General features: G+C 49.0%; 20 protein-coding genes. 15 read left to right on the top strand and 5 right to left on the bottom strand.

Translation table 11 applies throughout. The features are described from left to right. Positions 1-65: 65 nt before the first annotated feature. Positions 66-1517, bottom strand: coding sequence for an alpha/beta fold hydrolase (locus tag MHI43_RS14200; RefSeq protein WP_036663292.1), 1452 nt, complete (start codon positions 1515-1517; stop codon positions 66-68). 52 nt (positions 1518-1569) lie between these two features. Continuing rightward, positions 1570-3030, bottom strand: coding sequence for an MDR family MFS transporter (locus MHI43_RS14205; protein ID WP_036663290.1), 1461 nt, complete (start codon positions 3028-3030; stop codon positions 1570-1572). A gap of 275 nt (positions 3031-3305) precedes the next feature. Here MHI43_RS14205 and MHI43_RS14210 point away from each other — a divergent pair, with 275 nt between their 5' ends. Together MHI43_RS14210 and MHI43_RS14215 are read left to right on the top strand one after the other, a co-directional pair. Further along, positions 3306-3680: a VOC family protein gene (locus tag MHI43_RS14210; protein WP_015735021.1), complete on the top strand. Its 375-nt coding sequence runs from the start codon at positions 3306-3308 to the stop codon at positions 3678-3680. Positions 3681-3877: 197 nt separating this feature from the next. Then, on the top strand, positions 3878-5011 hold the full coding sequence (locus MHI43_RS14215) for an FAD-binding oxidoreductase (RefSeq protein WP_036663288.1): 1134 nt from the start codon (positions 3878-3880) through the stop codon (positions 5009-5011). Between the two features lie 127 nt (positions 5012-5138). Here the strand turns inward: MHI43_RS14215 and MHI43_RS14220 are convergent, their stop codons facing one another. After that, the gene (locus MHI43_RS14220) at positions 5139-5630 is read right to left on the bottom strand and encodes a hypothetical protein (protein ID WP_036663641.1); all 492 of its coding nucleotides are present in this window, start codon (positions 5628-5630) and stop codon (positions 5139-5141) included. 286 nt (positions 5631-5916) lie between these two features. Between MHI43_RS14220 and MHI43_RS14225 the strand changes: the two genes are divergently transcribed. From MHI43_RS14225 to MHI43_RS14240, 4 genes are all read left to right on the top strand, one after another. Then, on the top strand, positions 5917-6525 hold the full coding sequence (locus MHI43_RS14225) for a TetR/AcrR family transcriptional regulator (protein WP_015735024.1): 609 nt from the start codon (positions 5917-5919) through the stop codon (positions 6523-6525). 2 nt (positions 6526-6527) lie between these two features. After that, positions 6528-7121, top strand: a complete 594-nt coding sequence (locus MHI43_RS14230) for an N-acetyltransferase (protein WP_036663286.1) — start codon at positions 6528-6530, stop codon at positions 7119-7121. Between the two features lie 397 nt (positions 7122-7518). Then, positions 7519-10704: a cytochrome P450 gene (locus tag MHI43_RS14235; protein WP_036663283.1), complete on the top strand. Its 3186-nt coding sequence runs from the start codon at positions 7519-7521 to the stop codon at positions 10702-10704. A gap of 103 nt (positions 10705-10807) precedes the next feature. Further along, complete coding sequence (locus MHI43_RS14240; RefSeq protein WP_015735027.1) at positions 10808-11179, top strand: helix-turn-helix domain-containing protein; 372 nt, start codon at positions 10808-10810, stop codon at positions 11177-11179. 75 nt (positions 11180-11254) lie between these two features. On the opposite strand, the gene MHI43_RS14245 is transcribed toward MHI43_RS14240, so the two are convergent. After that, positions 11255-11818 (bottom strand): NAD(P)H-dependent oxidoreductase, encoded by a 564-nt coding sequence (locus tag MHI43_RS14245; RefSeq protein WP_036663281.1) that lies wholly within the window; start codon positions 11816-11818, stop codon positions 11255-11257. 328 nt (positions 11819-12146) lie between these two features. Between MHI43_RS14245 and MHI43_RS14250 the strand changes: the two genes are divergently transcribed. The 4 genes from MHI43_RS14250 to MHI43_RS14265 all read left to right on the top strand — a co-directional run bounded on the left by MHI43_RS14250 (position 12147) and on the right by MHI43_RS14265 (position 14937). After that, a complete protein-coding gene (locus MHI43_RS14250; RefSeq protein WP_036663279.1) occupies positions 12147-12962 on the top strand; it encodes a ZIP family metal transporter in 816 nt (271 codons plus the stop codon). Between the two features lie 304 nt (positions 12963-13266). After that, the gene (locus MHI43_RS14255) at positions 13267-14232 is read left to right on the top strand and encodes a DUF4097 family beta strand repeat-containing protein (protein ID WP_036663277.1); all 966 of its coding nucleotides are present in this window, start codon (positions 13267-13269) and stop codon (positions 14230-14232) included. A 170-nt stretch (positions 14233-14402) separates the two neighbouring features. Continuing rightward, on the top strand, positions 14403-14717 hold the full coding sequence (locus MHI43_RS14260) for a hypothetical protein (protein WP_051425364.1): 315 nt from the start codon (positions 14403-14405) through the stop codon (positions 14715-14717). Positions 14718-14724: 7 nt separating this feature from the next. Continuing rightward, positions 14725-14937 carry a hypothetical protein gene (locus tag MHI43_RS14265; RefSeq protein WP_341283286.1) on the top strand — a complete coding sequence of 71 codons (213 nt, stop codon included), beginning with the start codon at positions 14725-14727 and terminating at the stop codon, positions 14935-14937. Positions 14938-15074: 137 nt separating this feature from the next. Here MHI43_RS14265 and MHI43_RS14270 read toward each other — a convergent pair whose 3' ends face one another. Then, entirely contained in the window at positions 15075-17120 is a 2046-nt protein-coding gene (locus MHI43_RS14270) for a serine hydrolase (protein WP_036663275.1), read from the bottom strand. 279 nt (positions 17121-17399) lie between these two features. Here MHI43_RS14270 and MHI43_RS14275 point away from each other — a divergent pair, with 279 nt between their 5' ends. From MHI43_RS14275 to MHI43_RS14295, 5 genes are all read left to right on the top strand, one after another. Then, the gene (locus tag MHI43_RS14275; protein ID WP_015735033.1) at positions 17400-18179 is read left to right on the top strand and encodes an alpha/beta hydrolase; all 780 of its coding nucleotides are present in this window, start codon (positions 17400-17402) and stop codon (positions 18177-18179) included. 117 nt (positions 18180-18296) lie between these two features. Continuing rightward, the gene (locus tag MHI43_RS14280) at positions 18297-19145 is read left to right on the top strand and encodes a MerR family transcriptional regulator (protein ID WP_015735034.1); all 849 of its coding nucleotides are present in this window, start codon (positions 18297-18299) and stop codon (positions 19143-19145) included. Then, positions 19145-20167 (top strand): serine hydrolase, encoded by a 1023-nt coding sequence (locus tag MHI43_RS14285; protein ID WP_036663273.1) that lies wholly within the window; start codon positions 19145-19147, stop codon positions 20165-20167. Before MHI43_RS14280 ends, MHI43_RS14285 begins: the two co-directional genes overlap by 1 nt. Positions 20168-20465: 298 nt before the next feature. After that, the gene (locus tag MHI43_RS14290) at positions 20466-20909 is read left to right on the top strand and encodes an SMI1/KNR4 family protein (RefSeq protein ID WP_036663270.1); all 444 of its coding nucleotides are present in this window, start codon (positions 20466-20468) and stop codon (positions 20907-20909) included. 61 nt (positions 20910-20970) lie between these two features. Beyond that, positions 20971-21462 carry an SMI1/KNR4 family protein gene (locus tag MHI43_RS14295; RefSeq protein ID WP_341283272.1) on the top strand — a complete coding sequence of 164 codons (492 nt, stop codon included), beginning with the start codon at positions 20971-20973 and terminating at the stop codon, positions 21460-21462. Positions 21463-21571 lie beyond the last annotated feature (109 nt).

Here is a 21571-nt window from a genome sequence, read left to right on the forward strand (position 1 = left end):
AAACCGGATTTGATCATTATCATATCGTTTTTTGCAGAGCTAATCCACAGGCACAAGAAGGCTCCTCAATCTTGTACGAGATCGATATCCGGATATTTTTTCGACAGTTCATCCATGGCGTTATTCCGTGTTCCTTTGAGATACTGGCCAAAGAAAGCAACGCTTACCTCATTTATGATGCGATGAACCGATCTGGGATTCTCTCCCGGGTTAGGCAGCAGCGGAGAGAATAGATGAAAATCCGTATAACTCATATGGGAAGTATGGGGAATCGTCATCGTGTATCCCCCTCCTTGCAGAGCATTCATGCGACGCCGTACCGTTTCTTCCCAAAATTCTTGGTAATACTCCCGTGTATGGCCGCTTTGGGCCATGGCTTGATCGAGTGAGTTATCGAATATCGATTTATCGATACTCTTCTCGCCATTCATCTGTAAATATGGCTTATTCGGTCCCGTACTCGGCATGGGGTCCCCATATAAGGTTCCATCCATATTGAGCGCAGCTTTGATACGAGAATCCTTCAGCAGCATTTGGGCAGCGGTGGCTCCGCCGTAAGAATGCCCGAACATGCCGATTCGTTCCAAATCAAGACGGCCGGTAAAACGGTCCTGTTCATCCTGTCCATTCAATTGTTCCAGCCGATCCAAAATAAAGGATACATCCTGAGTCCATAATGTCATGTGCTCGTCAAGTGCCTCAAAACCAGAAAGCTGCTGCTTGTTGATCAAAATCTCTCGGCCGTCCGGGAATACCGTTGCAGCCGCATCATAGGCATGGTCGATTCCAACCACGATATATCCATGGCTGGCCAGCTCTTCGATCTGGAAGGTATTCTGATTGCGAAATCCCGTCATGCCGTGTGAAAAGATTAAGATGGGATATTCCTCTTCAGTGGAGGACAGCGGGGGATTGCTGTAGGCATGAGTTCCCACGAGCCCCAGATGGCTTAACGTCCAAGCAGGGAAAGACAAAGCCTGTTCGAGACCTTTAGTAATGGCTCCTACATTACGCATGTAGGGTGCGGCTTCTTCCCCCGTTTCGGGCTCGGAAGGATACCATAATTGTACCATCAGCTCGCGGTGATTCGTCGGATCGGCAGAGTACTCATCGGGCCGGTCATTGTCGATAAAATGGTATACCGCAGTTCCCACACTATAGGGTCCCTGAGGTTGATTAAATGCGAATACAGGGAGCAGGAGAGGCAGCGCGACCATGACCGATGCGTAAAAGAATAATACCGTTGTCCACAACCAGGCTGTCCATCTTCTCATGCTCTTACTGCGCGGTTTCTTTTCGTTTTTTCTAAAAATGATGCAAATCGTCAGGATAACGGACGCCGCATAACAAGGAATCATTTGCCACCGGCAGTCCTCCACGATGATCTGTACAACCGTAACGATATATAGAACGATTAACGAGTAAATCAGCTGGCTTTTCTTCGATTTTGGTCCCCAAATCGTAGCTATAGCCAGAGCGATAATGAATAGTATGATAACCATTTCCCCGAATCTCAAGTAAGCCCCTCCTATGTGTAACGGTTATTGTGGTTTATTAGATGTCTGCTGTTCAATGAAACGAAGAATCATCGGTTATTTGTTTTGGTTTTCTAAGAAATAAGCTGAGAACCAGTCCCATACATGCAATGCAGGCAGCCAGGAAAAAGGTGTCCGCAAAGGATGCGGTATGGGATTCCAGAGGGTTGGTTCCAACAGGCTTACCCGGCAGGTCTGATGTCATCCGGGAAGATAAATATCCCGTGAAGCCTGCTACGGCAAATGAAGCGATCACCTGCTGCGACGCGCTTGTGAGCGGAGTAACCCGGCTTACAAGGTGCTTAGGGGTTGCATTTAATACATGCGTATTCAGGGACATCATCGATAGCCCCATGCCGGAGCCCATGAAGAACAATACGATCATGATGAGAAATAAAGGGGTATCGATTCGAACAAAGGACATCGTTAACAAGGCTACAGTCATCAGCGCCATTCCGGCCACGAGCGGGGGGCGTGCTCCCACTTTATCAAACAGCTTGCCTGCCATCGGCATAAAGATCATGGAACCGACTGCCTGCGGCAGCAGGATTAATCCGGTCGTCAGCGGAGTGAAACCTTTAATCTGCTGTAGAAGGAGCGGGAACAGAAGCACGGAGCCGAACATGGCAGCCTGCATGATCCAGGAGATGATGATACCGCGTGTGAAATCAACCGATTTAAACGCACGCAGTTCAAGCAACGGTTGTTTTTGCCGCAAGCAGGATCCAATGAAGAGGAGGAGCGCGATCCCACCGATGGTGATTCCGAATAACGTTCTGGGGGAAGTCCAGCTTACCCCTCCCTCACTGACCCCATAAGTAATCATGGCAAAAGCCATGGGCGCAAGAATCATGCCGGCAATGTCCAGAGTAGGTGCCTCCTTTCCTGGAAAGGAAGGAAGATGTTTGATACCCACAAATAATCCGATCATGCCGATGGGGAGGTTGATCCAAAATATCCATTGCCAGCTGACAAACTCAATCAACCAACCGGATAATACGGGACCGAGCGCTGGGGCAAGCAGTAATGGTATTCCAAACATGCCTATAACAGATCCTCTTTTATCGGGAGGTGCCAAACGGTACACCATGGCCATCCCGATCGGCGATACCATGCCGCCGCCCATTCCCTGAAGAACCCGGAAGGCGATAAGCTGCTCGGCTGTCTGGGCAAAAGCACATAGCACGGATCCTATCGTAAACAATCCGATCGATATGAGAAACACTCGTTTAGGCTTAAATTTATCAGACAGCCATCCCGCGAGAGGGATAACTGCTGACAATGCAAGCGTGTATGCGGCTATCGACCATTGCATGGTATGCAGGGGGCTATCAAAATATTGAACTAACGTTGGTACGGCGACATTGACGACCGTGCTGTCCAACAGGACCATAAAGGTGCCGATGATGACTGCAAGTAATGGCGCAATAATGTCTTTGATTGTAAAAGCTTTTTCTACTGGGGTGTTACGGACGATTGCTGATGGATCTGACATGATGGTGAACCTACTTTCTGTAAAAAATATAGAATATGAACTTTATAGTTTTTTGAAAAACTATAAAGTCACATATAATAGTAACGATGAACGTATCTTGTGTCAAACGGGTATCCGTCAAGTTTTTTGAAGAAGTTAGACAGAAATTAAACCTAAATTCGCAATTGAAAAGAAATATGTATACATTTGGCATGTTAGGATATGAAGAGAAAAGGAAGTCATGGAAGCAGGCTGGATTGACATTTCATTTACTTATACGAGGGAGTGTAGAATCGATGATTAGCAAAGTTGGTCAAATTATGGTGTATGTATACAATCAGGATCAAGCCGTGAAGTTTTGGACTGAGATGCTAGGATTTGAAGTTATCGCTGAAGAGAACAACGGTGAAATGAGATGGATTGAAATTGCTCCAACGAAGGAAGCTGAAACAAGCATCATTCTGCATGATAAGGAATTCGTAGCCAAAATGTCGCCAGGATTACATTTGGGCACACCGTCTTTAATGTTGTTCACGGAAAATTTCGATGCGCTGCATCGTCATTTAACCAGCCACAATATCACGGTCGGCGAAGTGGTACATTTGCCTTCCGGCAGAGTTTTCAATTTTGCGGATGAGGAAGATAACTATTTTGCAGTCATGGAAAAATAAGATGAACCGTTCCATCAGATCAACCATAGATCATATGGATGTAAAGTCGCCTATTTGGCGGCTTTTTTGTATGAAAGAAATATCCCTGCTGAAATATGCATTAGCCGCCTGATCTAAACGGCTAGATGGCGGGCGTTATACTTTCTCCCTGTATTCGCTATAATGGATACAGTGCTTTGAGGAAGGGAATGTCATACATGAGGAAAGTCATCGTCATAGGGTCTGGTATACTGGGGGCATCGACCGCTTATCAGTTAGCCAAAATGGGAGCGGAAGTCCTCGTTATAGACCGCAAAGATCTAGGGCAGGCTACCGATGCCGCGGCAGGAATTATATGTCCCTGGTTGTCGCAAAGGAGGAATCAGGCATGGTACCGATTGGCCAAAGCAGGCGCACGCTTTTATCCTGAATTAATAAACGAGCTTATCAGCGAGGGCGAAACGGACACGGGCTACGCCCAAGTCGGCGCCCTTAGCATTCATGAAGATGTGAACAAAATCAGTAAGATGGAGGAGCGGGCTTATGCGAGAAAAGCGGATGCTCCGGAAATCGGCGAGATCACACGGCTGAATGAGGAAGAAACCCGTGAACGGTTTCCTTTGCTCCAGGAAGGCTATCATTCCGTTCATATCAGCGGTGCAGCCCGTGTCGATGGTCGGGCGCTGCGAGATGCGTTGATCCGATCAGCGCAAAGACACGGAGCCGAGCTAATAACCGGGAATGCCGAGCTGCAGTATCAGGCGAGCCGCGTAACTGGAACCGTAGTCGGATCCAAGCGCTACTCGGCTGATGAAGTCATCGTCTGTGCCGGCGCCTGGGCAAACCAACTGCTGCAGCCTTTAGGCATTCATTTTGGGGTTCACTATCAGAAAGCGCAAATCATGCATGTAGAGGTGTCCGACTATCCGGATACAGGAGACTGGCCGGTGATCATGCCGCCTTCGGATCAATATTTGCTCGCTTTCGATAACCGAAGGATCGTAATCGGGGCGACTCACGAAAATGATATCAAGGACTACGATACGAGGGTGACTCCTGGCGGCATGCAGGAAATCCTGAATAAAGGATTGGCATTGGCGCCTGATTTAGCAGACAGCAAGTTTCAGGAAGTGCGAGTTGGTTTTCGTCCGTTTACGCCCGGTTTTCTTCCCGTCATCGGCCCAGTTCCCGAGTGGGAAGGGCTGATTACGGCAAACGGGCTGGGAGCGTCCGGACTAACGACGGGCCCATTTCTAGGGTATCAGCTGGCAAAGCTGGCGCTCCGCATGCCGCTGGATATCGACATCCGCGATTATGATGTTCGTAAAGCCATGGAAGAAGCTCAAGTTTGAACCTTTGGCTAATCTGAGCCAGGAATGGATCACAGATATATACTCCATGCAGAAGAATACTGGATATCAAAAGAGCCGCGATCATATCGCGGCTTTTATTGATGAGTATGGCGAAGACTCCGACATTCTAGACGGTGTTGAGGGATTCGTTCATGCGGTTGGCTTTCAGCTTGCCAAACAGGAACCGCACGATCGGGCCTATAATGAGAAGTTGAAGCGGCAGCGCAAACACAAAATTTTTAATGAAGATGGAGAAGTAGCTTCCAAGCAGCGATTCACCAGGCAGGCCGTCGGCAAAGTAAGAGGACGCCAGACCGTACATGGACATAAAAGTCACCATCCCAATCACCATAAAAAAGGCCATTGCCACGATCATGATAATTTTGCTGGATTTGTTGCGCGTTATGGAAAATACGATTTTTTTGGCTGCAGGGCCGACAACAAACAGCTCCAGCAGGAAGGCAATCATAAACCCCAGAACAAACTGCGTGAGTACGGCTGCAAGCGATATGTTTCCGATCAATCCGTTCGTGATCAGATTGTAGGTGGTCATCATGATGACCATCCCCACACACATCATCATACCAAAATAGAAATTTTCTTTCTTAGTTGTTGGCACTTTCATCATCCTTTCTAGTTACCTTTGTAATTATAGGGATGGGGAAAAGCTCCTCGTAAGTGAAAATTCTGTGAACATTTACAGAAAAGTTTCTAATGCAACAAAAAACTGTGCCTTATTATATTGCGAATCTGCAACCGCTTGTTTCGGTTATCATCTTGAAATCATGCGGTTAGATTTACTACTCTTGGGGGCCAATTTGCTAATTCCATCGTTTATGGATTGATTATCCAAGACCAGCATTTTATAATGAGTAAAAACTCACTCAATAAAAAGGAGGGGCAACTTGCCACGTACAAAGGAACAATACGAAGAAATGCGTAACGCAACCAGACAAAAAATACAATCCGCCGGAATGCGGCTTTTTGTTCAAAAAGGGTTCGGCTCCACGAATGTGCAGGACATAGCGGATGCAGCAGGTATCAGCATCGGGCTTTTATACCGGCATTACAAAACAAAAGACAGCTTGTTTAATGAACTTGTTGAATTTGCGCTTAACGGCTTGACCCAAATCATCCAAACCTTCGAAGACGCTGATTCACCGAAAAAACTCATGACGCAGTTTGTTGACGAAATTTATCACGATATGCAAGAAGGGGAAGAGCTTGCCAATTTGCTGATTCTCATGAATCAGTTGTTTTTCTCCGGTGATGGAGCCAATCGGAAACAAGCTGAGGTTTTAGAGGTAAATGGTCGGCTGTTGCGTTCTACCGCCGCACTTATTAAGAAGGGACAGGAGTCAGGCGATTTCCGTTCCGGAGATGCCCATGAAATGGCCGTGTTGTTTTATTCGGCATTGCAGGGCCTGGCTGATATGAAAGCGATAATGAAAAACAACTTCGTTATGCCATCACCGAGTGTACTCACATTATTCCTGTTCAAGGAGGTAGAGTGACTATGTTTACAGTTAGGAAAGCCGATCAATTACAAATGGATGCAAGAGTTCAAATGTCCCGTATTTTTGCAGATGGGTTCTCGCAATGGCTTGGATATTTCTCGAAAGATAAGGAGCAAATCGCCAGAGCCTTTGCGCACATGTTTAACCTGGATCAATTTTATGTTGCCGTTGCCGGCGACAAAGTGGCTGGAATGGCTGCATGTTCGGACGGCACCTCTTTATCCGTGAAACTCAACAAAAAAGAGCTGCGGGAGCATTTGGGATTATATAAGGGCAGCCTTGCGCACACGTTTTTGAAAAAGGAATTTGAAACGCCACTTGCGAATCCGTCTCCGATGAAGTGTTCGATTGAGTTTGTGGGGACGGCCGCGGAATATCGAGGACAGGGGGTAGGCTCGCTGATCATAGGCCATATTCTTGAAGCTGCTCCATACCGTGAGTTTTTAATAGAAGAGGTAGCCGATACGAATATACCAGCGATGAGACTCTACGAAAAGATGGGTTTTAAGGAATACAAACGTACCACCATTCCTCGAAAGAAAGCAGGAAAAATAGGCATTAATCATATCGTATCTCTAAAGCAAGTAAAATGAGGAACACGGCTAGGATTCACCCAGCATAAATCTGTGAATGTGAATGTCAGCTAGCATGTAGGGTTATGGCCATATCGGTTCAAACGATATTCTGGATTCATAGTCCAAAAGTTGTAATAACGGGTCACTTCCTGGTTGAAAAGTAATAAACGAATAACAGCGGACCTATACGATATTACGGACCTCCGGCAGATGTGCGGATATCCATATCATGATAGGGTAAAGGCAGGATCAGGCAGCCATTGTAAGTGAAAACAAACGATGCCGCGTCGAATCCTCCTTTTTTACATGAAAATGACCGTATTACGAAATTGGTCAATTGGTTCTGTAACAAGAATTATTCTGCCCGAATATGGGCAAATACAAAGAGATGACAGGGATGATGGAGGGAGATCGCATGACACAAACCAAGGAAGTGCCTCAGCCTAAAACCTACGGTCCGCTCGGCAATCTGCCGCTGCTGGATTCCGCCGCACCAGTCCAATCGCTTGTGAAAGTTGCCTCCGAGCTCGGACCGATTTTTCAATTTCAATATCCAGGCGGACGCAAGGAACTGTACGTTTCGGGACATGAATATGTCAAGGATGCTTGTGACGAGAAGCGGTTTGATAAACGAATCTGGGCACCGCTGCAGAATGTCCGCCCATTCGCGGGGGATGGATTGTTTACGAGCGCCACGCAGGAGCCAAACTGGAAAAAAGCCCATAACATTTTGCTCTCCAGCTTCAGCCAGCGCGCGATGCAAGGCTACCACACGAAAATGGTCGATATCGCCATGCAGCTGATCCAGAAATGGGCTCGACTCAATCCGGACGAAACCGTGGACGTTCCTGCCGACATGACGCGCTTGACGCTGGATACAATCGGCCTCTGCGGATTTAATTACCGGTTTAACAGCTTCTACCGCGAAGACAACCATCCATTTATCGATAGTATGGTGCGGGCGCTGGATGAGGGCATGAACCAGCTTCATCGTCTGGGCATTCAGGACATGTTTATGATTAAAAAGAAACGGCAGTTTCAGGATGATATCCAGTTCATGTTCTCCCTCGTGGATGAGCTCATCCAAGATCGCAGAAAGCACGGCGGTGAAGAAGGGGATTTGCTCGCGCATATGCTGGAAGGCGTCGATCCCGATACAGGCGAGTCTCTCGATCATGAGAACATCCGTTACCAGATCATCACCTTTCTGATCGCCGGACATGAGACGACAAGCGGCTTGTTGTCCTTTGCCATTTATTATTTGATGAAAAATCCGGAAGCCTTGTTTAAGGCAGTCAGCGAAGTGGACCGCGTACTGAAAGATCCCGTTCCGACCTATAACCAGGTGAGGGAACTCAAATACGTCCGCATGGTACTCAACGAGTCGCTGCGCTTATGGCCAACGGCGCCTGCTTTCTCCTTGTATGCGAAGGAAGATACGGCGATCGGGGGAACCTATCCCATGAAGAAAGGGGACAGCGTGACCGTCCTGATCCCAGCGCTCCATCGGGACTCGCGGGTGTGGGGGGACGACGCGGAAACGTTCAGACCTGAACGCTTCGAGGATCCGAGCCGGGTGCCGCATGACGCTTACAAACCGTTTGGTAACGGCCAACGCGCCTGCATCGGGCAGCAGTTTGCGCTGCAGGAAGCAACCCTGGTGCTTGGTTTGGTTCTCAAATATTTCGAACTGATCGATAACCAGCCTTATGAGCTGCAAGTGAAGGAAACACTCACTCTGAAGCCGGAAGGGTTCCGTATTCAGGTTCGAAGCCGTCAAGGCGGGACGGCTCTCCTGGTACCGGGTGGCGGTCAAGTTGCTTCGCTCGAATCGAAGAAGCGGGATGATGCCAAGTCCGATCCTTCGGCGGCATTTGCCCATCATACGCCGCTGCTCGCATTGTACGGTTCCAATCTGGGCACGGCTGAGGGAATTGCCAGAGAGGTGGCGGATGCTGCGAAGCACCAAGGGTTCGACAGCCAGGTGGGCACACTGGACGAATATGCAGGAAAACTTCCGAAGGAAGGCGTTGTAGTCATCGTTACTGCATCGTACAACGGACAACCGCCTTCCAATGCCAAGGCTTTCATGGAATGGCTTGAGAACGCGAACGAATCCGAAATTGAGGGCGTTCGTTACGCGGTATTCGGGTGCGGAGACCATAGCTGGGCAAGCACGTATCAGCGCATTCCCCGCCTCATCGACGAGCAGCTTTCACTCAAAGGGGGGCAGCGTTTGATCCAGCGCGGCGAAAGTGATGCAAGCGGCGATTTTGAGCGGGAAGTCGATGAGTGGACGGAGCATTTATGGCCGGATTTGATGCAAGCGCTCGGATTGCCGGTTACGGCGGTCCATGGACAGAAACGCAGCGCCTTGTCCGTTCAGTTCGTCCAGAGTGCGGCAGCCGTTCCGTTGACGGAAACCTATCGCGCCGTGACGGGGCATATCGTATTTAACCGCAATCTGCAGCATGAGGGCAGCGGAAGGATCACGCAGCATATCGAAATCTCGCTCCCGCCGGGAACAGAATACCGCGAAGGCGATCATCTGGGGGTGCTTCCGGTCAATCCAAAGACACTGGTTCAGCGAGTACTTCGAAGATTCAAACTGAACGCGGGCGCCCATCTTATTTTGTCTGCAGAAGGAAGAAGCGGTGCGCATTTGCCGACCGGCATACCTGTCCGCCTCGACGATCTGCTGTCCCGCAGCTTGGAACTGCAGGAACCGGCTACAAGGGCGCAGATACGGGAAATGGCCGCTAGCACGGTATGTCCGCCGCATGCCAAAGAGCTTCAAGAACTTATAGAGGAAGCGAGCTATCAGGCCGAAGTTCGGACCAAACGGATCACCATGCTCGACCTGCTGGAGCGGTATGAAGCCTGCGAACTGCCGTTTGAACGGTTTCTTGAGCTTCTGCCGCCATTGAAGCCGAGATATTATTCGATTTCCAGCTCACCGAAAGTTAGCCGGAATACGGCAAGCATCACGGTTAGCGTCGTTCGGGACCGGGCATGGAGCGGCAAGGGAGAATATCGGGGCATTGCTTCGAACTATTTGGCCGAATTGGAAACGGGCGCGGAGGTCTTGATGTTTATACGCTCTCCCGAGTCGGGTTTTGCGCTGCCGGAGGATCCGGCGACGCCTATGATCATGATCGGACCAGGCACGGGCGTTGCACCGTTCAGGGGATTTATCCAAGCGAGACAAGCGCTTCGGGAGGCAGGTCAAGAGCTGGGCGCCGCGCATCTGTACTTCGGCTGCCGGAATCCGGAGCAGGACTTCCTGTATCGCGAGGAGTTTGAGCGGGCAGAGCAGGAGGGGCTGGTCACGTTGCATACGGCTTTCTCGAGGGTAAGAGGAGCGGAGAAATGCTATGTTCAGCATTTGATGAAACAAGACGGAATGTTATTGCTGTCGCTGCTTGAGGGCGGAGCGCAAATGTACATTTGCGGCGACGGCTCCCGGATGGCTCCGGAAGTGGAACAAACGCTGATTCGTTCCTATCAGGAGCGCCATGGCGTGAATGCTGAAGATGCTGCTGCCTGGCTGTCGGGTTTGGAATCGACAGGACAATATGTAAAAGACGTATGGGCTGGTTGAATCTCATGCCGGAAGGGAATCTCCTGAGTTTCCAGGATCGTATTTGTGATAAAATGATCCTGATATCGAGCCTTGGAAACAGATCGGAAGGAGAGTGTGGCTTGTGCGGGAAAGCGAATCCTGTGTACCAACCGGCGTGAAACCCCAAGACACCGGCTTTGGATATACATTGTCCTTAATCGGCGGCAAGTATAAAATGATCATCCTGTACTGGCTGTCAGAAAAAAAGATCATGCGGCATAACGAGCTGAAACGAAGCATCGGCTCCATTTCCTTTAAAACGCTTAGCATCATGTTAAAGGAGCTGGAAACGGATGATCTTATCGTTCGGACGGAATATCCCCAGGTTCCCCCGAAAGTGGAATACACTTTATCCGAACGCGGACTTTCTCTCATACCTGTATTACACATGATGTGCGAATGGGGAGAGAAGAACAGTTTGCTTGCTTCGGAAGGCGTACAGCGTGAAGCTTGACGACGGCCGATGTAACTAAAGAAGTATTTCCTACAGCAGGAAATACTTCTTTTTTTACTTTGTTGCAGCAACTCATCATAGGTTGTCTAAGAACTTCAAATACTGCCGGGCGCTTATATCCAACGTGCTTTGGGGCGGCCACGGCTCCATGTCGGGCGCGTTTCCGCCAGGTTCCTTCTCCTGCCCGTAGAAAGCATAGAACGAACGATAATCGGCATCGCAGTATAAGAACGTTGTCTCCAATGGAGCCAGCAGCTGCCCCAAGGTGTGGCGATACCTTCCGTCTTCCCGATAATCTTCCTCTTTAATGCCGGCGGATACGGCTAATGCGACCTTGCGTTTCTTTAGTTTATCGCCTCCATTCGAACCATAAGCCCAACCATAAGTCAAAACATCATCCAGCCATTTTTTCAGGAGCGGCGGGCAGCTAAACCAATAAACGGGGAATTGCAAAACTAAAATTTGATGCGATTCTATGAGCTGCTGTTCTTTTTTCACGTCTATGATTCCGTTCGGATACGCTTTGTGCAATTCGTGAACGGTATACTTATCCGGGTATTGCCGGAGTTCTTCTACCCAGCGCTTATTGATGATCGATGTTTCTATGTTCGGATGCGTTACGATAACGAGAGTTTTCAAAAGATGATTCCTCCTTGGATATGATGTATGTTCTAGAGTATAAAGGGCTTGCCGGATTGATGTAAGTATGCACTTTTTTTACAGGTACTTACCTAAAGGTGAGCGTTCAGGGGAAACGGCAGGTCCGATCCGGTGCCACGGAAAAACAATCTATCAACTTTATGAAATTTATGATATATAATTATTTGCATTGAAATGCATCGGAATGGACGCGTGCGGGTACATATTCTCTAGATCGATTTCATTATCACCGACAAATGCATGTAAGGCTCGCATTAGGAAATAGTATCAGTATCATATTAATTTCATCGAAGGGGTTCTTTGTTGCATGGTAGACTTTTTTATGAATTTCAATCCCATTATCCAAGCATTGCTGGCCACCTTGTTTACCTGGGGGATGACGGCGTTAGGTGCGGCTCTTGTTTTTGTTACGAAAACATTGAACCAGCGCTTGCTGGATAGTATGTTGGGGTTTGCCGGTGGCGTCATGATTGCGGCCAGCTACTGGTCATTATTGGCACCGGCCATCGAACTGTCGGAAGGCAATCCGATCGGGAACTGGTTTCCGGCTGCGTTCGGATTTTTATTAGGCGGAGTATTTATATGGGGAATCGATAAGATTCTACCCCATCTTCACCCCAATTCTCCGATGGGAGGAGCGGAGGGATATAATCCGAGAGTGAGGAAAAGAAGCACCTTGCTGGTTCTGGCCATCACGCTGCACAACATTCCGGAAGGATTAGCGGTGGGGATCGCATTTGGGGCTCTTGCGAACGGGGGAACGGAGGCATCTCTGGTGGGAGCTTTGACGCTGGCCCTGGGTATCGGCATTCAGAACTTCCCGGAGGGCGTAGCGGTCTCGATGCCGCTCCGCGGTGACGGAATGTCGCGTAGAAAAAGCTTTTTCTATGGACAGTTCTCGGGAATGGTCGAACCTATCGCCGCGGTGATAGGCGCGGTCGCCGTAGCCTTCATTGAACCCATGCTGCCTTATGCCTTGAGCTTTGCGGCCGGAGCGATGATCTTTGTCGTAGCCGAAGAGGTGATTCCAAGCTCGCAGGAAAAAGGCAACAAGGATTTGGCTTCGATGAGTTTGATGTTCGGTTTCGTGCTGATGATGATTCTTGATGTGGCATTGGGATAGGTAAGGATGGATTTTTATTAAAGAAAAGTCGCGGAATTGGCGGCTTTTTTTGTTTTCAAGCATAGTCTGAGGTTTATTCCCGGCGAGCTGGCTTCCCTTGCCAGGATTGAAGTTGTAAAGATTTGTTCTCCCATATGTTGTGAGGTATCTCAGCTTTACTAGACTTAGGTCGGGGTTCCAATCTCATTCGCGGGGTCAATGCTCATTTCCCGAAGGGATGGTATACTGAACAGGACTTCAGATATTGGAAAAACAAACCAGAGAACTCATAAAGGGATGATACGGAAGGAATGAGGAACACGTTATGAAGAAGAGAACAGGATATTTGATCGTGGCAGTCGGTGTGCTGCTGTTGATCTTTACGATGAACCCAAGGAACATTTTTTCGGATATTCAATTCGGCTTTTCCTTTGACACCAAGAAGATAAATGAAGAGCAAACGCTTGATGCGGATATCTACCGGGATTTGACGGTGAAGACCGGAAGCATCGACATACATGTCGTCCCAGGAGCAACGGATCAGATCAAGGTGCGGCTGAGTGGAAAGGCAAGTTCGAAATATGCGGACCAAGTAAAATTGAAGGTTGAGCCGAACGGCGATTCGATGACGGTTGGCGTCGAAGAAGATCATGGCATTAATCTGGGTATAAGCATTATGGATCTACAGTTAACGGTGGAGTTACCGGAAAAGAACTGGGAAACGGCCAAGATCGAAAGCGGGAGCGGTAATATCGAAATAGAGAGCATACTGGGAGACGAGGTTACCGTCAAGGCAGGCAGCGGCAATGTCAATGTCCAGCAGGTGAATGCCGGGGAGCTGGCTATGCATACCGGCAGCGGCAATATCGAAGTTGAGGAGATTGAAGCCGAATCGGTGGCGCTGCAATCGGGGTCCGGCGAAATCTCGGCAGACGGCTATCGTGCCGAACAGCTGAGCTTTCAAAACGGCAGCGGCAACGTTGAGCTGAGTGATGGAGAAGCGGCTTTGCAAGGCAAGACGGGATCCGGCAATATCCGCGTGGATGCGGAACGATTGGTCCATGATGCCGATCTGCGAACCGGCAGCGGCAACGTGAGCATTGATCTGGCTCAAGAACCTACTTCGTTGGAAGTCGATTACCAGGGAAGTTCCGGTGAGGGAAATATTCGGTTGGATGGAATGCGTTACGAGGTGAAGGACGAAGACAAAGGAAGACTGAAGGGAACGCTTGGCAGCGGCGACGTGCTGTTGAAGGTTCGCACGGGCTCCGGAAACTTCAAGCTGGAATAATTCTGTGAATAAAAGAGACGAGAAGACATCCTAACGGGGATGTCTTTTTTGTTGTGCATGAAGTCAACAAGGTGCAAAAGCCAAGGTGAAAATTTATCGATTGAAGGCGAATGCAGTGTGTATAATGAGGAAGATTATTTGCTTCCAATTTGTAGGTGAGGTGAAATGATATGCTTCCTATTCAATTGCATGAAATACCCGAGTCGATTATAGATGAAGTAGGTACGGTATCCAAGCTGGAATTTCCAAGACAGGGTCATACATCGGATGTAGGAATACTGGAAAACGAGCAGGAGCGATTTATTCTAAAGCGAACGAAGGGAGAGCAGTACAGCTCGTGGCTGGCACAAGAAATCCGCGTTCTGCATTCTCTGCAAAAGACATCGTTGCTTGTCCCTTCGGTTTACAGGTTCGTGGAAGATAAAGAAAACAATCAATCGTGGGCGCTTAACAAACACCTTGATCCATGGCGATTTCACGATTGATAATGTTTTGGTTCGCGACGGAAACATTACGGGCATCATAGATTGGAGCGGCGGAGCGCTTGGTGATCCAAGGTATGATGTATCTTTGGCGATACGCCCAAAACCGAACGCGATTGAAACCGAATCGGAAATCGACGTTTTCTTTGAAGGATATGGAAGAAGAAGGATTAGCGAGTCGGAGTACAAGTACTTTGAAGAAGGATTATATGCATTTTTCTAGATAGGATCGGGCGGTCTAATCACCATTACCTGATTATGATTCGTACTAGAACAGCTGACGATTCGAAACCGTCAGCTGTTCTTATTCAAATATTAAGCTATGAATGCCAAGCTTCCACTAGTAAGCAGCGGACCAAATTAAAAACCAAAAGCCTGCTGAATCAGTTTCGCGTAGATGGCCGCCGCTTCCTTCCGCAGAAGATTGTCCGTTGGCCGGTAATCGGCCGCACCGTTTGCATCCTTGGTCACTTCGGGACCATGCATGCCGGTTCCGACCATAAATTGCACCGCTTCATCCGCCCACGCAGCCGGTTTCGTACGGAGTTTGGCCGGGACGGCCTTCGCGCCAAGCGCATGATGTGCAGTCCGCCATATGATAGCTGCAGCCTCTTGACGCGTGACCGGCTGATCGGGTTCGAAATTTTGATTCGTCTTACCGTTCACGGCACCCATATTCGCAGCATTCTGCACATAACCAGCGAGCGGGTGCCCTTGCATATCTTTGAATATGCTTACGCTTTCGCTAGGCTTCATGCCGGCCAGCCTGCTGATGACGCTGACAAACTCGGCCCGGGTAATCGGTTCATCCGGCCGGAAGCTGGATTGTCCTTTATCCCCGAAAGCCTGGAGAGACTGAGCGAAGTAAATGTCCTTGGCATAAGGATTTTCTTCAGGGACGTCGTTGTAAGGAGCAGGATTCGGGAGCTTCTCGGACATACTGTCGATGGCCGTGTAATACATATACGCAACATCACCGTTATCATCTTCCTTAAACGCGGCGGGTACACCGTTCTCATCCACAAACCGCAGCGGTCCGACCGGTTTGAGTTTATGCTCGCCCATGGCATCTTTAACCAGCAGCTCGCCTTGTCCGGCAGTCACCTGGGTGGCGATAATCGGAGTCCTCAGGCTTCTGTATAGGCCCTCGAATTTCTGCAGCTGCTCCTGATGGAGTGGGAATGAATTCTCTGAGCCCTGCTTTTTCGGATAGAAATGATCCATGAACGCGACGAAAAATTCGCTGCGGATCGAAGCGCTCTTGTCGCTGTTAACAACGATCAGACCACCGACATTCTGGTCGGGAAGCAGCCAAAGCCAGGAATGGTAGCCCTCCAAATCGCCGCCTTTGCCAATCACCGTTTGGCCGTTATGGCTGTTGTGCATGAACGACTCGAAGCCGTAAGACGTCAACGGAATGCCAGCGGCATCATAATGCGTCTTGTGCATCAATCGCGTCGTTTCCTCCTTAAGGATGCGGGCAGATCCGAATCGGCCCTCGTTCAGATGGGCAGTAATGAAATTGGCCATATCGGTACCGCTGGCGAACATGCCGCCTTCAGGTGCGATGGTAGGCACATTCTCGTAAGGCTTTATCGGTTGTTGATCGACATTGTACCCCGTGGCAAGATTCGCGATGATATCGTCGTTCATTCGAAATGCGGCATGCTTCATGTTCAGCGGGTCGAATATTTGCTTTTTGATATAATTCTCAAACGGCTCTCCGGATACGCTCTGGACAATATATCCCTGCATGGAGGATGCCAGATTGTCATACCGGTAAACTTCACCAGGCGTACGAACCACAGCCGGAGCATTCACCCGGATAAAATCGGCGAGCGGAATCTCGCCCTTCTGAATGATGTGAGGCGGAACCGAGTAGCTGTCCGTAAAGTCGAAGCCTGTCGTATGCGTCAGCAAATGCTCAACGGTGACGGGGGCGCCGGTATGGTTAGGGATCTTCACATCCGGCATGTATTCGGTTATGTTTTGCTTCAGGTCGATTTTTCCGTTCTCGATCAGCTGCATGACCGCCGTTGCGGTAACCGATTTCGATATCGATGCCATGCGGAACAATGTACGATCCGGATCAATCTTCTTCTTGGATTCAAGATCGGCGTAACCGTAGCCCGTATTCAACAGCACCTTGTCGTCTTGTACGACCACTACTAGTGCGCCTGCCAGCATGTCCGAAACCTGGGGATCGGCAAAATAAGCGTCAGCGAATGCCTTGACTTCGTTGGAGCTTAGTACCGGTGCCTCCGCATGCCGGGATTCGACTGCGACTTCTGCGGATTTGGCCGCTGCCGCATGAATATCGACGGGGAAAGCCAGCAGACTGGCGGACAGCACGGAGGCTGCCAATACACGAATGGTTCTCGACTTGCTTTGTTTCTTCGGCTTCATGGGTTCCTCTCCTTATCTCATATGCATTGGATTTCCACTTAATGGTAGACCATGCAGGGAGCAGGAAGAACAGTCCCAAGAAGGAGTTTGAACTGGATCCGCGGCAGGAAACCAGACTCGACTTTGGTCCAGGGAATTGTATTGGCAAGCCGTGCAACGCATAATTTATACCATGGATCGTTTAAAAGTATAACAAAATTCTAAAAAAACCCGTTAAATCTTCGGATTAATATACTATAATTGTATTAATAGTAAATGTTATATATTGGGGATGATACAATGAACTTATTCATGAAGGAGAGCGGAAACATTCATGCGTCAAGGATGATCGTATTTTTGCATGGGGGCGGGGTAAGCGGCTGGATGTGGAACAAGCAGCTTCCCTTTTTTAAAGACGATTACTGCCTGGTTCCCGATTTACCCGGACACGGCGGCAGCTCCGCCAACGGGCCCTTTTCTATAAAACGCACTGCAGCGCAGATCAATGAGGTCATGTCGAATAAGGCGGACGGAAGGGAAATTATTGTATTCGGTTTTTCCTTGGGGGCGCAGATTCTCGTGGAAATGATGTGCCAACGACCTCAACTCATCGATTACGCAATCGTAAACAGCGCTTTGCTTAGGCCGATGCCGGCTGCGCTGAAGCTGATCGAACCTTCTGTACGAATGACCTTTCCGCTGACCAAATACCGATGGTTCTCCAGATGGCAGGCAAGCACGCTGTACGTGAATCGGGATGATTTTGAACAGTATTATTCGGAATCCCTGCATATGCCTTCGGAGCTGCTGGTTTCGGTGCTCAAGGAAAACATGTCCTATGCAATCTCTCCAAGCATCAAAGAATCTTCGACGAAGGTATTGGTTACGGTCGGGGAGAAGGAAAGAGCCAGCGTTAAAAAATCAGCCAGGGACCTCGTGCAGCTATCCAACCGTGCGGAGGGGATCGTGTTTCCCGGTATCGGGCACGGCATACCGCTTGCCGATCCGGCATTATTCAACCGCGTAGCGGGGAAGTGGCTGAACACCGGGGAACTGCCGGAAGATCTTCCTCAGGTGTAGTACGGAGGCGAGGAAGATCAGGGATTCCATTTTACAAATTAGCAGTGGACTTTGCCCTAAGGGCAAGGTGTAAAGTGATCTTGAACCAAGAGTCTATATACGGAAAGAGGTGGATCCTTGCTGCCGATCGGGGAATTCTCCAAACTATGCGAAGTATCGACGAAGACGCTTCGGTATTACGATGAAATCGGATTAATTCATCCGGATCAGATCAATCCGGAAAACGGGTATAGGTATTATTCCATCGGTCAGCTAAAGAGAATGCTCTATATTAACCGGTTGAAGTCTTACCATTTTTCACTGGACGAAATCAAAGAAATCTTAGCGGGGGAACCGGGTCACTCGGATGAGAAGCTTTACACGGCCCTTCACCGCAAGCGTCGGGAAGTCCAGCACAAATTAGATATGTATCATCATGCCCTGAACCAAATGGACCAGGATATCCTGAGCCTGGAAAAGGGCATCGACGTGATGTCGTACCTGAATCGAATTGAAGTGCAGCTTGTGGATCGGGCGCCAATGCATCTTCTTTTCATGCGCCGGATGATGAGCAGGGATGATTATGCTCTGGGTTATGGCAGGTATTTTAGCGGATTATATGAACGGATTGCCAAGGAGAAGCTTACATTGGTTGGTACGCCCATGACGATTTATCACAGCTCGGAGTACAATCCCGCAGGCAATGACACCGAGTTTGCCCTCCCGGTTAAGGAAAGGGTTATTGGAACGAGGGACCTGGAGGGAGGACGATGTGCCAAGTCTGTTTGGAAGGGTTCCTATTCGGATTTGACATCGGTATATGCCAGGCTCAGGGAATGGATAGAAGAAGAGGGATACGCATTGAGCCAATCCCCGTATGAAATCTATGTAACCGATCCGAATCAAGCCACGGCAGCCGAGCATTTGGTTACCGAGGTCTATTTTCCCGTGTCGAAAAAACAAATAAAAAATGTGAGGTATCTCTAATGAAGAGAGAGTATTGGCCAACGAAGGCATGGCAAACCGCTGCCCCTGAAGCCTTGAGTTTGGATGCCGGCAAGCTTTCGGCCCTGGATGCTTTGATCCCATCCGAATACGGCAACATCAACGGTATGGTCGTGGTGAGAAACGGATATATCGCATATGAAAAATACGATCATGGTTACGGCCCGGAGGATACCCACCACGTGGCATCGGTCACCAAGAGCGTTTTATCCGCCCTCATAGGCATTGCCATCGGTGCTGGCTATATTGACAATTCGGATCAAAAGGTGCTGGATTTCTTCCCCGAATATGAACACAAGTCCGCTGATCGGCAAATACAAGACATTACGCTTCGCCATCTTCTTACGATGACGGCTCCTTATCCCTTTGAGGACTGGCGCGAGCCATTGGACAAAATGTGCATGCAGCCTGATTGGGTAGCATATACGCTTGATATGCTGGGGGAAGGCGGAACCCTGGGAGCGTTTAAATATTCCACCGCAGGAGTGCACCTGCTGTCAGCCATTATCACCCGCACCACCGGAAAAAGCGCACGCGCCTTTGCGAACGAACACTTGTTTAAACCGATTGGCATGACCGAAATCCCGGATCATGACATGGGATCATTCGGATTTGATCATTTATTCGGTAAAGACGTCAGGGGATGGGTCAAAGACCCCGGCGGCAACACCACGGGTGGATGGGGCCTTACGTTAAGCCCGCGTGATATGGCGCGTTTCGGTTTTCTGTACCTGAACCGCGGCCTATGGGACGGACAACCGATTATACCGGGAGATTGGATAGACCAATCAACGGCGATGAACGCTAACCAATACGGTTATTTGTGGTGGCTGAGGGATGAGGACGGAATTTATACATATTCGGCCGTAGGCGATGGAGGCAATATCATCTGCTGCATTCCGGAAAAAGATATGGTTGTAGCGATTGCATCGTCCTTTACCGTCAATCCGCGGGATCGATGGACCTTGATAAAGGAAGGCGTGCTTTCAGCTGTCATAGAATAAATCGAGGAACGTAAACGCCATTCGCGCTATCTTCTTTCCTTGTTTCGTACCTGGTTCTCATCGCAATTCCGTTCTGCTAGAATATGTATAATCCGATTACGCAGCGAATACACCCAGCTCCTGAATATCTGACATCCATTTGCCCTCGATGAAAGAAGGGGCGAACGGAACGTATGATGTCTTATATGGGCACACAACGGATGTGGTACGGAGCTTACATCATGGAATATAACATTCAATTGTCGGTATGATCTTCAACGTTAGAGGATTTAGATTCATGCTAGAAGGGAAGGATCCCATGAATGAAGCATTAATGGAAAGATTACAGAATTTCCTCTTCCGGGAGGATCGAGCCTCACTTGTAGGAAGTCCGGCAACCCAAGAGGAAATCGCACATGCGGAGCAGCAGTTGAATGTAAGGTTTCATGAGGACTATGTACATTTTATAAGAAAGTTCGGAGGAGCCTATGCGGGCCTTGCGGTACATGCATTCTCTAATGGCTCCAGCATTGGAAATGAAACCGTCGCAGATTTGACGCTTGATTTCCGCGAGCAGTATAAGGAGCTTCCTATTGGAGATGCATTACAAACTGGTTATGTCATCTCGATCGACGGATCCGGCAACCCGATAATCATCGACCAATCAGGAAAGGTGTTCATCTGCCATCATGATACGGGAGAGGTCAAACTCTTGGCAGATTCCTTTGAGGCGCTGATCGAGGAAAATTTCTATGAATGGTAGGTCGTTCTTAACCGATCTATCAAGTGGAGATGAAATCAGTCACTGAACTCGATTGAGCAAAATGAGATGGGAAGGAGTTTTCGAAATGTATGAACGATTGGCTGAGAAACTGGAAAGCACGACAGCCGTGAAATGGTTTCCCGGACGCGGCGCGAAAGAGGAATGGATCGCCGAGGCAGAAGCGGAGCTGGGATTCAGCCTGCCGCCTTCCTATCGCTGGTGGCTCAAGAATTACGGCAGTGCCACGTTGAGCGGGACGGGCATTCTCATGTTAGCTCCTCCGGACGTGAGGGAATATACCGATACGGATATTCTATACATACATCGCCTGAATCAGGATGATGAGGAGTGGCGTGAGCAATATCCGCACAGACTGGATCTGTTCGTGCCGGACGAGGACGAGCTGTATTTTTTCGACACGTCCGCCAAGGATGAGCAGGGGGAGTTCCCTGTCATGCGTTATGATCTCATGAACGATTTGATCGAGGAGTATGCTCCGACATTTGCAGGATTTTTGGAACAATTGATTGACAAACGCAGTTCAGTATATTGAACACATAACATGAAAACCTGCAAAATGAACCGATATGATGTGAACAGCCGCAGTCTCCAGACTGCGGCTGCTTGTATCATATGGAAGAGTTGTTCCCTCATCATGAAGG

Source organism: Paenibacillus sp. FSL H8-0457, from assembly GCF_038051935.1.
Taxonomy (GTDB): Bacteria; Bacillota; Bacilli; order Paenibacillales; family Paenibacillaceae; genus Paenibacillus_AQ; species Paenibacillus_AQ lautus_A.

What these genes read in the sequence shown, in the direction of transcription:
- MHI43_RS14205 (WP_036663290.1), bottom strand. Translation starts at nt 3,030, where the DNA reads ATGTCAGATCCATCAGCAATCGTCCGTAACACCCCAGTAGAAAAAGCT.
- MHI43_RS14210 (WP_015735021.1), top strand. Translation starts at nt 3,306, where the DNA reads ATGATTAGCAAAGTTGGTCAAATTATGGTGTATGTATACAATCAGGAT.
- MHI43_RS14215 (WP_036663288.1), top strand. Translation starts at nt 3,878, where the DNA reads ATGAGGAAAGTCATCGTCATAGGGTCTGGTATACTGGGGGCATCGACC.
- MHI43_RS14230 (WP_036663286.1), top strand. Translation starts at nt 6,528, where the DNA reads ATGTTTACAGTTAGGAAAGCCGATCAATTACAAATGGATGCAAGAGTT.
- MHI43_RS14235 (WP_036663283.1), top strand. Translation starts at nt 7,519, where the DNA reads ATGACACAAACCAAGGAAGTGCCTCAGCCTAAAACCTACGGTCCGCTC.
- MHI43_RS14250 (WP_036663279.1), top strand. Translation starts at nt 12,147, where the DNA reads ATGGTAGACTTTTTTATGAATTTCAATCCCATTATCCAAGCATTGCTG.
- MHI43_RS14255 (WP_036663277.1), top strand. Translation starts at nt 13,267, where the DNA reads ATGAAGAAGAGAACAGGATATTTGATCGTGGCAGTCGGTGTGCTGCTG.
- MHI43_RS14260 (WP_051425364.1), top strand. Translation starts at nt 14,403, where the DNA reads ATGCTTCCTATTCAATTGCATGAAATACCCGAGTCGATTATAGATGAA.
- MHI43_RS14270 (WP_036663275.1), bottom strand. Translation starts at nt 17,120, where the DNA reads ATGAAGCCGAAGAAACAAAGCAAGTCGAGAACCATTCGTGTATTGGCA.
- MHI43_RS14275 (WP_015735033.1), top strand. Translation starts at nt 17,400, where the DNA reads ATGAACTTATTCATGAAGGAGAGCGGAAACATTCATGCGTCAAGGATG.
- MHI43_RS14285 (WP_036663273.1), top strand. Translation starts at nt 19,145, where the DNA reads ATGAAGAGAGAGTATTGGCCAACGAAGGCATGGCAAACCGCTGCCCCT.
- MHI43_RS14290 (WP_036663270.1), top strand. Translation starts at nt 20,466, where the DNA reads ATGAATGAAGCATTAATGGAAAGATTACAGAATTTCCTCTTCCGGGAG.
- MHI43_RS14295 (WP_341283272.1), top strand. Translation starts at nt 20,971, where the DNA reads ATGAGATGGGAAGGAGTTTTCGAAATGTATGAACGATTGGCTGAGAAA.